12 protein-coding genes are annotated in these 12416 nt (G+C 38.4%); all 12 read right to left on the bottom strand.

The window, feature by feature from the left end; all coding sequences use genetic code 11:
* Window positions 1-21: 21 nt before the first annotated feature.
* The 12 genes from QF028_RS31435 to QF028_RS31380 all read right to left on the bottom strand — a co-directional run bounded on the left by QF028_RS31435 (window position 22) and on the right by QF028_RS31380 (window position 12406).
* Complete coding sequence (locus QF028_RS31435; protein WP_429471599.1) at window positions 22-930, bottom strand: carbohydrate ABC transporter permease; 909 nt, start codon at window positions 928-930, stop codon at window positions 22-24.
* 5 nt (window positions 931-935) lie between these two features.
* Window positions 936-1829: a carbohydrate ABC transporter permease gene (locus tag QF028_RS31430; protein WP_429471597.1), complete on the bottom strand. Its 894-nt coding sequence runs from the start codon at window positions 1827-1829 to the stop codon at window positions 936-938.
* Window positions 1830-1897: 68 nt separating this feature from the next.
* Window positions 1898-3193, bottom strand: coding sequence for an ABC transporter substrate-binding protein (locus QF028_RS31425; RefSeq protein ID WP_429471595.1), 1296 nt, complete (start codon window positions 3191-3193; stop codon window positions 1898-1900).
* 39 nt (window positions 3194-3232) lie between these two features.
* Window positions 3233-4252 (bottom strand): LacI family DNA-binding transcriptional regulator, encoded by a 1020-nt coding sequence (locus tag QF028_RS31420; protein WP_214998580.1) that lies wholly within the window; start codon window positions 4250-4252, stop codon window positions 3233-3235.
* A gap of 448 nt (window positions 4253-4700) precedes the next feature.
* Window positions 4701-5309 (bottom strand): YesL family protein, encoded by a 609-nt coding sequence (locus QF028_RS31415; RefSeq protein WP_429471593.1) that lies wholly within the window; start codon window positions 5307-5309, stop codon window positions 4701-4703.
* Between the two features lie 255 nt (window positions 5310-5564).
* Window positions 5565-6239 carry a hypothetical protein gene (locus tag QF028_RS31410; RefSeq protein ID WP_429471591.1) on the bottom strand — a complete coding sequence of 225 codons (675 nt, stop codon included), beginning with the start codon at window positions 6237-6239 and terminating at the stop codon, window positions 5565-5567.
* 144 nt (window positions 6240-6383) lie between these two features.
* A complete protein-coding gene (locus QF028_RS31405; protein ID WP_429471589.1) occupies window positions 6384-7346 on the bottom strand; it encodes a VOC family protein in 963 nt (320 codons plus the stop codon).
* A gap of 34 nt (window positions 7347-7380) precedes the next feature.
* Entirely contained in the window at window positions 7381-8166 is a 786-nt protein-coding gene (locus tag QF028_RS31400; protein ID WP_429471587.1) for an SDR family NAD(P)-dependent oxidoreductase, read from the bottom strand.
* Between the two features lie 26 nt (window positions 8167-8192).
* Window positions 8193-8705, bottom strand: coding sequence for an aromatic-ring-hydroxylating dioxygenase subunit beta (locus QF028_RS31395; protein ID WP_429471585.1), 513 nt, complete (start codon window positions 8703-8705; stop codon window positions 8193-8195).
* A 51-nt stretch (window positions 8706-8756) separates the two neighbouring features.
* Window positions 8757-10061: an aromatic ring-hydroxylating oxygenase subunit alpha gene (locus QF028_RS31390; RefSeq protein ID WP_429471583.1), complete on the bottom strand. Its 1305-nt coding sequence runs from the start codon at window positions 10059-10061 to the stop codon at window positions 8757-8759.
* 101 nt (window positions 10062-10162) lie between these two features.
* Entirely contained in the window at window positions 10163-10945 is a 783-nt protein-coding gene (nadX, locus tag QF028_RS31385) for an aspartate dehydrogenase (RefSeq protein ID WP_429471581.1), read from the bottom strand.
* Window positions 10946-10960: 15 nt separating this feature from the next.
* Window positions 10961-12406, bottom strand: a complete 1446-nt coding sequence (locus QF028_RS31380) for an aldehyde dehydrogenase family protein (RefSeq protein WP_429471579.1) — start codon at window positions 12404-12406, stop codon at window positions 10961-10963.
* Between the last annotated feature and the right edge of the window lie 10 nt (window positions 12407-12416).

The following is a 12416-nucleotide window of genomic DNA, read 5'->3' as shown; positions in this document are numbered from 1 at the left end:
TGCCTCCATATCTTTGTTTTTTTATCCTTTAACTGCTCCAGCAGTCATACCCTTAATAATGTGTTTTTGGAAAACTCCATAAAACACTAATTGTGGAATAATAAATAGTAAGCTTGCTGATACAATTCCACCGTAATCAATGTTGTATCTTCCTTTAAATTCCGATATCGCAAGTGGAATGGTCATATGATCTGGATCACTAATAAGTGTGACTGCAAAAGGGAATTCATTCCAGATATAAAGAATATTAAAGATAAAGATCGTCATGACCACTGGCCTGATGATCGGGAAAACCACTTTTGTACACAATGTAAATAAGTTACAGCCATCAATTACTGCTGCTTCTTCAATTTCAGCCGGGAAATCTTTTAGAAAGCCGGTAAACAATAACGTATTAAATGAAATCGAAGTAGCAATATACGGTAAAATAAGTGATAGATACGTATTTTCAATTCCAAGCGAAATCGTAATTCGATAGATTGGAAACAATAAGATAAACGGTGGAATGGCAAGCCCAATAATAAGAAAATAGTACAAGCCATTTTTTAATTTCTCACGTTTATATATTAATCTACTAATGGCATATGAGCTCATAAAGGTAATGATCATTTCGAGGAATACCGATACAATGGCAATAATAAAGGTATTCTTATATAGCAAGCCCATATCTAAGGTTTCAAAGGCCCGCTTATAGTTATCGAAGTTTAGACTATCAGGTAATGAAAATGGGTTTGTAAGGATCGTCTGGTTATCTTGAAAGGATAAGATAATCATCCAAATAAAAGGAACCATTACAAGTAATGTGACTGCATAAGTAAGGATGCTGGAAAGCTTATTCAATCTAGATTCTTTACGAGTCAATGATTCAATCGAAGTGTCTTGTGACACCGTTGGCTTCATTGGAGCAATATAGGTATCTTCTGACTTCATCCTTCTCACACCCCTTCCTTATTACTTAGTCTTTTACCTACTGTAAAGATTCCAAGGAAAACACCTGCAAATAGAATCGTCGCGAGTAATGATATTACTGCTATCGACATCCCATAACCATACTCCCCTGAAGTAAAGGTGGTACTGTACATAAACGTTACCAATACATCTGACAAGTGATTTGGTCCACCATTGGTTAATTGGAGTACGGTTTCAAAGATTTTAAAACAAAGGGTAATAACTAATATAGTGTTTAATTTAAACGTTTCATTAAGCAAAGGGATGGTGATGTTTACCAATTGCTTGAATTTACTTGCCCCGTCCATTTCAGCAGCTTCATAGAGTTCTGCTGGAATTAATGTTAATCCTGCTAAAAATATTGTGGCTATGTAACCTAAACTCTGCCAACTTTGGACAATGGCAACTGAAAATGGAGTTAAGGTATCGCCGCCAATCCACTCAAAAGTAAGGGACTCGAGACCAATTTTTCCTAAGAAGGTATTCACCAAGCCAATTTGAGGATCTAAAATAAATACCCAAATTAACCCAACCATGATTGGCGCTATGATAGAAGGAGAATAGTTTATAGCTCGTAATGCACCTACACCCTTCATTTTCTTATTTAGTAATAGTGATAGCAAAAATGCACCGGGGATTAGAATAACTATGGTAACCAATAGGACGATAAAGGTATTCTTAAGCGCGATTATAAATATTGGATCATTGAATAATCGCTGATAGTTAGACAGTCCCACAAACTGGGGTACACCAATACCTGTAAAACTTGTAAAACTGTAATAGGTTGCAATTACTATTGGCATTATAATGTACATTAAATAGACTAGAATTGTTGGTAATAGCAGGATTATTTTGTTTTTATTATTACTAAACCATCGCATTTTTCCACCTACTTTATGAGTTGGCTAATGCAATAAACAAATCTATTACATTAGCCAATTACTAATAATTATTTAATTGCCGAAATTTTTTCATCCACAACTTTTGCCGCTTGCTCTGGGGTGTAAGTTCCATTAATTACACCATAAATACTGTCGTACATGGCACTTCCGATTGCTTCAGGAACCACAAGGTCAGGTTGGTTTTGTTGACTGTTCCAGCCTTCAAGCTGTACTTGATCAACTAACTTTTTAAACAATGGATGTGCAGCTTCATCTACATTCACCGTGGCATTCGTCATTGGGGCTACTTGGTTATCTACCATAATTTGAGTACCCTTTTCACCATAGTAGAACTTCAACAATTTCAAGACAGCTTCTTTCTTCGCTTTGTTCTCTCCTGCTTTTTTACTAACCAGCAACGGAGCAGAAGGTACAACTGAACTTACTTTTTGGTCGCCTACGCCATCAGTAAAGGTTGGTCCCCACCAAAAACCTACATCTTTTCCAATAGGGCTTTGTTCAATTTTTTGAACATCCCACATACCAGAATCCAACATTGCTGCTTTGCCCGCTAAAAATTGCTCAACGGCTTGGAAATAGGTTTGTGTAGTAACGTTTTTAGGAAACGCACCTAACTTCTGTAACTCACCGATTTTTTTGTAGTAGTTGACAAAGTCTGTGTTGTTATAGCTTTCTTTTCCTGCAAGAATATTATCGATTTTGTCAAAGTACCCATATCTTGAAAGCATTGTTAAAAAGGCCCATACAGAGTAATCATCTTTAGCACCTTTTGAAATCGTGGTAATACCGTTCTTTTCAAATACTTTTGTTGCTTCTGCTAAATCCTCAAAGGTTTCAGGAATCTTTACCCCGAACTTATCGAAAAGTGCTTTGTTATAGAATAGGCCCGTGATCAGTGGTTGATATGGTAAGCCGTACTGACGGCCATCCTTGTTAAAGGATTTGATCATGTTTGGTTTTAGTGATCTCTTAATATCTGGATTATCATCAAGAAATCCTGTTAAGTCCATTAACATACCAGCCTTCTCTAACTCAGCTGCTGAAGCTGGCAGCATCCAGAAAACATCCGGGAGTTTATCCGATTGAGATTGCATTTTAATACCTTTCACATGTTCTTGTTGCTCTTTCCCAATAAGGTTAACTTTAATATCTGGGTTTTCCTCCTGGAATTTTTCAATTACTTTATAAAAAGCAGGCTCTTGTTCTTTTGGATTCGCTACATGAATCGCAAAATCTATAGTTGTTTTACCATCTGCAGATGTTGCAGATTCTTTTTTTCCACAACCAGCTAGAATCAAACCAATAAGCATTACCAAACTTAATAAAATTTTAAATTTTTTCATGCTGAACCTCCGCCCATTTTTTAGGTTTAGTTATTAACCCTATAAGGAATTTCTAAGAACGATTGTCGATTCTATACAAATTTCTTCTGCCTCCTTTGTGTGATCCTCCAGCCTCTCTAAAAGAAGCCTTGCTGCGGTCTGCCCCATCTCAAATGATGGTTGTCTTATGGTGGTAATAGATGGCTCTGTTAGCTCCATCCAATTAAAATCATCATAAGCAATGAACGATACCTCTTCTGGGATTTGGATATTCTTTTCTTTTAGTACCTTGTAAACTCCCATAGCAATAACATTATTGACTGCTATAATGCCATCAACTTCTTGTGTAGAAAAAAGTTCTTTTGCCATTTGATATCCTTCATCAAAGGAGGACTCCCCTACAAATATTAGCTCTTCATTCAGTTCAATCTGGTACCTTCTAAGGACATCTTTATATGCCTCAAAACGCTCAATCGTACTTGAAACATCGATTGGACCAGAAAAGAAGGCAATTTTTCTTCTTTTCTTCTTAACCATCATTTCAATTGCTTCATAGGTAACAGAATAGTTATTAGAATATACTGTATCTACTTTTTTCGTTGAGTTCGGTTTGCGATCGACATAAACCGCTGGATATCTATTAAATGCTTCGTTAGTTTCATTACCAAGGTTAGAAGTAGGAGCAATGATTAATCCATCAATATACTCAATAAATTGGGTGTTAAACATATCGATTTGCTCTAGTTCGTCATTTATATTTTCACGAGAATTGCTAATAACCAACTTGTATCCTACTTTATTTAAGACACTTTCAACACCAATCGAAAGCGAGAGGAAAAAATCTGCTGAAGTATCATTTGGAAGGATCGGAATGATTAAACCGATCACTTTCGTATCTTTTCCCTTTAATGATTTTGCTACAGCACTCGGGGTATAATTCAACTCTTCCATTGCTTGAAGGACTCTTATTCGTGTATCTTCTTTTACAAATCTTGAAGAATTCATTACATTTGAAACAGTAGCTGTTGATACATTGGCTTTTTTAGCAACATCCTTTATGTTTGCTCTTTTAGTTTCCAAAAAACTACACTCCTAATTAATTCTCAATTTCTAACATTACTCGTTTAGTATTCTTAACTTGATTGTAATTAGTTAGTTTTTCTCACCTCCTATCTAAATTTGTAAAAAAATTATTGCTCCATTTTGATTTAATCGTTTAAATAATATTCTAAAATGAACCCTCGTACGATTAAATCATTGTATTTTTTATAATTAATCGATTAATTAAAAGGATAAATATGTAATAATCTTGATGTTGGATTCTCTATTTAATCGATTAACTAAACGGTTAAATAAAAAGGACGACCCAATATGTGCTATCCTATTTAATCGATTAAATGAATAATGAAATAAAAAAGGTTTGGTTACGACCTTATCTAATCGATTAAATATAAAAATAAGTTTCCTTTTCATGTAATCGTTTTCTATGATGTTAGTTTAATTTATTTTGAATTGTCTGTCAATATACCTAACTATAAAGTTTTTTTGCAGTTTTTTGTACAATCATTAAAACGATTAAACTAAAAACGGATCCAGAAAACAATAAGGATAGGCCAGCTACCTTTAATGTCAAGAAATGTAGCAATAATAACCCTGTTAAAATATATAGGTTGGTCATCGGATTATTAAATAATATATAGAGAGAACTCTTAAAAATTTCTTTTTTCCCACGGGCGCCATAGATATAAACGACAAGGCTATATAAGAAAATCATGGCCAATAGAAACAACAATACATAAAATAATTTAACTACCAAGCTATTAAATGCAAAATCCAAAGAAGAAATAAAACGGATATCAGCAGCGACAATAATAGCTAATAAAATAAAAGGAAAAAATAGTAGGTTGCTCTTTTTGAACTCTTTTTTATAGAGTATAGTAAATTCCTTTATGATACTAAAATCACTTTTCTCCAAAAACATTCTTTTAATAATAAAAAACATAGCTATGGTTGCAGGAAAAATTCCTAATAGTACTCCACCTAAAAGTGTAAACGTCAGCCAAAGAATATTAATATAGGCTAAATTGGAGATCCAGGTAGAAAGACTATGAAACTTGTTTAATATGCCATTATTCAAACTTAACCCTCCTTATTTTGCAGACAATTCCTAATTGTAAAAATTTAAATGTAGTTCAATTTTAAGACCTATGAAACAACTTTGTAAAGGTCATTATTTCATTTAATCCTCAATGCTTGCGAGCTTTGTGGACAACAGATAGTTGAACCCCCTATAGACGTTGGTGCCTGACACCAGTTAACAAAATAAAAATGGAAACAGCCACATTCATTTCGGGAATGTGGCTGTTTCCTCATATTTCCATACTCTATCGTTTTAAACTTTAGCCGATTGGGTGTCAGACCCCATTGACCCTACAAAGTTAATTTCCATCTTTCCGTCCTGATTGGTAATTTCAATGACTTTTTCCTCAAAAAAGTATGGGGCATCATATTTATCTTGTTTCTTGATCGTTGCATAATTGTTTTTCGCGGTGAGAACTGGGAAAACTACATTTGTTTTCTTACCTCCACCGTTCTGCACAATCTCCACTTCAGCCATTAACATGACCTGTTTACTAGCGATGGCAAAAAACAATTGACCGATCTCTCTTCCGTTTTCAGTAATTTTCACATGCTGTAGTATCGAGATAACACACACAATAATATCGTTAACTTGTTCATTGGATATGCCCTTTAATTGGAAATCAACCAGCACTTGATTGATGCCATTTTTTATTTCCCTGAATGAAAATACCTCTTCGATTTTAAGAGCCGTGTTCATTTTTGCGAGATTAGCAAACTTATTTCTTGTCTCGCAAAGATACTCCGTGACAACTCCGGGCTTCGTACCTCGGCTCACAACAAAGCCCGCCAGCTCCTGAAGACAGCTATTGCCATTGCTCTTATTGCTAAGTAGAATTAAAAAGGCGTACGCATCCTTCTCATCCAAGCGATTATCCAATAATTTTTCATAGTAATAATTAATTAATGTCCGTTCTTTTCTATCCATTTTCCGACCCCTAAACATAATGTTTTTCGAAACCTAAGTGTATTTTCCAACTTCTATTGTACAATTTTTCACAATGAAATACAGGGCCAATAAATAAGACAAAACGGAGAGTCCAAGGGCTCTCCGTTTTGTTTTTTCTAGTAATCAAAATCTTTCAAGTAATTCAATGATTACTTTGTATGTAGATGAAGTATCCATGTAAGCGTATCGGCCTTTACCGTTCCAGAAATTACCTCTTTGGATGACGGGATAGCCCAGGTCCTCCAGCAATTTCACTTTTTCCTCGATATCATTAACTACAAAGGAAATATGATGAACACCTTCGCCTTGTGTTTCGAGGTGCTTTTTCCAAGTGCTTGGTGAATCACCCGGCTCAATTAATTCAAGTTGAAGTAAAGGGGTATTAATAAACATATATTTCGAGTCAGCTTCAGTTGGCTTTCCTTCAAAAATAACCTGAGTAAGTTCACTCGGACCTGATTGAATGACCGGAGGTTTTTCCACACCCAATAACTTGCAATACGCTTCGGCAGCAGCATCCAGATCTTTTACGACAATTGCCAACTGCTCGATTTTATTGGTTCCTAATAAAGAGGTGAAGATATCTGTGGTAGGGGCCGTATCCCTCGGAACAGCACTTTCTAGGAGTTCCATTAGTGTCTTATGACTTTTTAACGTATCGACATAAACATATCTTCCATCACTAGACGTAAATTCCCCGCTCTGCAGCAATGGGCAACCGTTCTCCTCAAAAACAGGAAGTTTCTCTTTAATAGAATCGACATCAAAGGCGATATGATGAATTCCTTCCCCAACAGTATCCAAAAATTCACGCATCGTCCCAGGTTCTTGGTTGGGTTCAATCAATTCGATTTGCACTGTTGGGGTGTTTAAAAATACTAGTTTACTACGGGAATCAGTTGGCTGACCTCGAAAGAACACTTTAGAAACTACACGATCGCCTGTTAAGAACCAATTTGGTTTTGGTATCCCAAGAAGTTTCGCATATGCTTCCGATGCCTGCTCAATATCACGAACCACGAAAGCAATTTGGTTAATGACGTTATTTCCAGCTAACGGCTTATTTTCCGTCAATGATTCGGTCAATTAAATTCACCTCAATTAGTAATTCGGATACAAATCAACCTAGCCCGCGAACAGCTAATCCCCCATCACTTGAAATCACTTCACCTGTAATCGCGCGGGCCTGATCCGAAGCTAGAAGGAGATAAGCCCCCACATGATCTTCAGACTTCATCGCAATTTGAAGGGGGTTCCGTTTTTTTATGCTTTTCTCTTTCGTCTCATTATCGACTATTTTTACAAAAGGCTGCAGTGGTGGAATGACATGTAATGCTGTTAACGTTCCTCCAGGCGCCACCGCGTTCACCCGGATTTCCGGTGCTAATTCAAACGCCAGTTGGCGCATTAGTCCAATTTGAGCATGCTTGCTTGCTGTATACCAAACCCCTCCGCCATCCGGATAGAACCCCGCACCTGAGACAGTGAAAATCATATTTCCTGATGTTTTCTTTAGTTCCGCAGTGACTGCCTTTGCCCCATTAAAATATCCCTTTACATTGATATTGAAGAGGAGGTCATAAGCATCTGACATGGCTTCCGGTGTGACGGTTTCAAATTTGGCAAAACCATCGAATACACCTGCATTGGCCACAAAGACATCTAACTTCCCAAATGTTTCTACAGCCGTTTGCACTGCTCGTACATGATCATCATAGATCGTAACGTCGCCCTCAATGCATTGAACCTGTTCCCCAAATTGCTGTTTGAGCTCATTTAATCCTGCTGCAGACCGATCAAGGATGGTCACAACGGCATCCTCTTTTACAAATGCCTCAGTGACAGCCCTTCCAATCCCGGAGGCACCTCCGGTCAAATAAATTGATTTCCCACTAAGCTGAGCCATCAAGGTGCTCCTTTCTACATTGGCTTCTATACAAATATAGCCAGATTTCTAGTATTTAAAGTCGTTTGATCTACAATGAATACGCGCTTAGAAAGCTTCCATTCCCCGTCAACAGACGTGAATTCATCCTGACGTTCACCTGAAATTAAATCGTGATGAATATCGGTACTTCGGCTGCGATAAATCGTCAAATAGCTGTTAACAACCGCTGTTTCATTGGGAACATACTCAAGAAGCCTTACATTATTGACAGACCTTCGTGTACGAGACGGCGGGATTTCGGCCCAGGCGTAATCTGTTTTTAAACGGTCCACGCGAATTTTCAATAATTCAATGTCATCATTAAAAGCAAACATATCGAATGAATAATCGGGACGTTCAATCCCTTCCTTATTAACCCTTACCGGCATTTGATAAGAAATGTCTGGGTGCAGCAAACTAAACCAGCCATCAAAATCAATATCATCGAGAAACTTCGCTTCCCGGTATAACCATTGCTCCATTTCAAAGGTTGCAAGCATCTTCTCTAAACTCATCATGACTCCTCCGATCTTTTTTGTAGGCACTTTCTCTCTTCAAAAAATAAAACCTTAAGAAGTCATGAGATCGAGCCAGTAACGATAAAAGTTCCTTTGATTGGCCTCGGTGAATTTATCATCAAAAACGACACCCGGGCCAATAAAATCTTCCACAGGCTTTCGATGTAAGCCCATCGTATAATTAAAGGTCAGCTGTTTCACTAATGGCATCGTCCCGGAGGCTGCAGCAGTAATATCGGTAAATACCTCTGTGTCATCTTGTTCAAAGATTCCTGACGGGCTGAAGGTCAAAACAAACGACTCACGCGAACGTCTTTTCCAATCGGCTGAAGCATTTTTCTCCACTAAAAACCAAGTAATCACTTCCATTTTATCGACACCAACCGGCCGCCATAGACGAACCGAAGTATTCGAAATCAACTGGCCTTTTACCTTCGTATGAGAAATTAAGAAAGATAGATTGGGAAAAATATTGCCAATCATATTTTTTAGATTAGACAAAACGTCATACTGCTCTGCTGTTAAATTAGACTTATATTCTTCTTTAAGTTCCTCTGGAAAGGCAAAATCAGGATTAGGCGTGCCTAGATTTAAGCCATGCCCCTTGTCAGTATGAATTTGATAACCCTTTTTGGAATAGGTAGCACTTGGGACCATTCCCAATTTGACAATCGAGCCATGCGTAACCATGGTATGATACGAATCACCCACAAAGTTATCCGCGCCAATTTTCCAGTTCGAATGAATAATAAATCGTTGCGGCGGCCCCAATACTTCCATTTCCGCCCGGCCTGCCAAAATATCGAGATACCATTTAAAATCGCCTAAGAAATCTTCTAATGGTTCAGCCTCGTCATTCCACGTCCCGAACATAAGACCCTTGTAGGTTTCGATTCTAACTTGATGAAGCCCTAAACCAGATTTATCAAATCCCTCACCATAAATATCTTTTTGCAGCGGTACCCCAACACAATCCCCATTGTTTTTAAAATTAAACCCATGATACGGGCAAGTAAAAGAAGATTTATTTCCTGCATCCGCCCGGCAAAGCTTCATGCCGCGGTGGGTACACATATTATAGAGACAGCGAATTTCACCATCAGCGCCTCGTGTAATAATGACGGAATAACCAGCAACATCTCTTGTAATGAAATCATTTTTATTGGGAATTTCTGATTCATGACCAACAAATATCCATGTTTTTAAAAACAGCTTTTTATGTTCAAGATCATAGATTTTTGGATCTCCTAATAGAGAGGCAGGAATCGCGCCAATTTCCGGCTGAACGGATTCACTTAAGTATTCAACTACATCTTTTTGAGACATGTCTTCCAGATTTATGTTTGTTTTAACCATCAACTATTCCCCCTAACACTATTTTTCTTATACTTTTTCCAGGAGAATGAGATCAAAAATCTTCGGGTTTCCCCTGTTCTACCTAATAAAAATTTTAACATTTATCCCACTTTAATGACCGCATCTATATTTTTCAATGTTGACAACACACTTAATGCAGCCAAGTAACTTGTTTTGGGATTATTAGGCATCGGATCATTTTCCACCTTTAGTGATAATGTTCCGAATGAACCAGTCGCCTCGATTGAATGACTATTCTTCATCACAGCTGGATCAGAAATAATTTTAACACCTGTTTGATCCGATCCTAGCCCTGCTAATGACAAGATGATCGATACATTAATATTTTTCGGGAATAATTCAATCGCTTCTGCCGCAGAGCCCTCGAATATCACTTGTTCTCGATCGGCAGGAGCACCAGGCAATGCTTGTGGAGGTTTCCTAGTAGTAATAGAAACAGCTTCTAGTTCGCCAATGGATTTCGCCGCTTTTAGGACATCTAATCCGCTAATGGCACCTGATGGTAAATAAATTTTTGTACTGCTTTCTTTACATATTCTTTCTAGATTTCGAAAAAAATCTACATCGGCTAAGGCGCCAACACTGCTTAACACTAAATCTTTACCGCTTGCTAAGATCGCCGCTGCATAATCTTTCACCACTTGAATGGTCGCCGCTTCAACAACAAGGTCAATATTAGACTGGATAAGTGATTGAATATCCGAATAGTTTTCTATGGCAAACTCAGCAGCAAGCTCCCCGGCTGCGTGCTGATTCCGTGTATAAATACCTACAATTTTACCATCTGAAAGAAGACCATCGGTATTGATGCTTTGAAGGAGGAACTTTCCAATATTTCCTCCGCCAATTAATCCTATTCTCATCTGATACCCTCCTTCTTAGTTGGCCAAACCGTATGAATCAGCAAAATATTCGAGTCCGCAATGTCTCGTTTCACGGGACAAGCCGCTTTCTTTTAGGCCAGGAAAATCAAGATGGAGATCCTGGAAAACCGTATGATTATTATGAAAGACAGCGCCTGCTTCTAATCGATCAGCTAATTTCACGGCGAGTAATTCATCCTCCGTCCAAACAGACGCTCTTAACCCGAATTCACTGTCATTAGCGAGCTGCACTACTTCATCTACATCTGAAAACGGTAAGATCGGAATAACTGGGCCAAATTGTTCGGCACGAACGATTTCACTCTGTTGGTCCACACCAGTAATGATCGTCGGCATAATAAAATAACCTTGTTCCCACGATTCCGGATCTAACTGAATTCCTCCAGTAATGACATTTGCTCCTGATTCACTTGCTCGATTGATTAGGCCATTTACATAGTCATATTGGGATTTGTTATTTAATGGACCCATTTCAACATCCGGTTGAATCCCATTCCCAACCCGAATACGGCTAAATTCCTTCGTTAATTTATCAATAACTTCCTCATATCTGGATTCGTGTACATAGATCCTTTTGATGGCGGAGCACACTTGCCCTGCCGCGCGAAGAACCCCAAAACGGAGACGTTTGATTGCTTCGTCATCCAACTTAGCATCAGCAAGGAGAATTGCTGCATCATTCCCGCCCAGCTCCATATACAGTTTCTTTACCGTCCCAGCAGCAGAACGCATAATTTCTTTGCCTGTTTCCGTACTGCCGACGAACGCAATCGTACGGACGCGTGGATCAGAACAAAGGGCATCACCAATCACACCCCCAGAACCGGTGACAACATTGATAACCCCGTCTGGAAAATAGGAAGCTACCACTTTTAAGAACGTCATGATCGTTAATGGACAGCTGGTTGCAGGCTTAACGACCACCGTATTTCCTGTCAACACAGCGGGAATGACTCGCTTAAAGGTAAGAATCAGCGGTGAATTCCAGGGAGAGATGATAGCTGCAACCCCGCGCGGACGCTTGCGGATTTGCACCTTTTGACCTCCAGACAAACTCTCAGGTTTCCACCATTCTAGTAATTCTTCTGCCCCTTGTTTCATAATATCAACTACTCGAAGCAAATCCTTTTTCGCTTCAACCAGGACCTTGCCATTCTCGCGAACTAACAAACTGACATTCTCTTCCACGATTGCTTTAATCTCATCAGCTGCGAGCTTCATCCGGTTTGCCCGATCCTCTATGTCACTTTGAGACCAGCTTTGATAGACTTTAGCAGCTGTTCCCACCGCTTGATCTACATCCGCTTTTGAACATAAGGCAACTTCACCGACCACTTCACTGGTATGTGCTGGATTGGTGACATTGGCTGTTCTTTCCGCTTGAAGCCACTGCCCGCCAATCAGGTATTTTCCTGAAACAAATGGATGTGTTGAAATCACACTAATTCCT

Source organism: Neobacillus sp. B4I6 (assembly GCF_050434045.1).
Lineage (GTDB): Bacteria > Bacillota > Bacilli > Bacillales > Cytobacillaceae > Neobacillus.
Note: the sequence above shows the minus strand (reverse complement) of the source record. Positions and strands in the feature narration are given on the sequence as shown.

Excerpts from the sequence above, each read along its gene's own strand:
- nadX (WP_429471581.1), bottom strand. The coding sequence starts at position 10,945 with ATGAGAATAGGATTAATTGGCGGAGGAAATATTGGAAAGTTCCTCCTT.
- QF028_RS31425 (WP_429471595.1), bottom strand. The coding sequence starts at position 3,193 with ATGAAAAAATTTAAAATTTTATTAAGTTTGGTAATGCTTATTGGTTTG.
- QF028_RS31435 (WP_429471599.1), bottom strand. The coding sequence starts at position 930 with ATGAAGTCAGAAGATACCTATATTGCTCCAATGAAGCCAACGGTGTCA.
- QF028_RS31430 (WP_429471597.1), bottom strand. The coding sequence starts at position 1,829 with ATGCGATGGTTTAGTAATAATAAAAACAAAATAATCCTGCTATTACCA.
- QF028_RS31395 (WP_429471585.1), bottom strand. The coding sequence starts at position 8,705 with ATGATGAGTTTAGAGAAGATGCTTGCAACCTTTGAAATGGAGCAATGG.
- QF028_RS31390 (WP_429471583.1), bottom strand. The coding sequence starts at position 10,061 with ATGGTTAAAACAAACATAAATCTGGAAGACATGTCTCAAAAAGATGTA.
- QF028_RS31400 (WP_429471587.1), bottom strand. The coding sequence starts at position 8,166 with ATGGCTCAGCTTAGTGGGAAATCAATTTATTTGACCGGAGGTGCCTCC.
- QF028_RS31410 (WP_429471591.1), bottom strand. The coding sequence starts at position 6,239 with ATGGATAGAAAAGAACGGACATTAATTAATTATTACTATGAAAAATTA.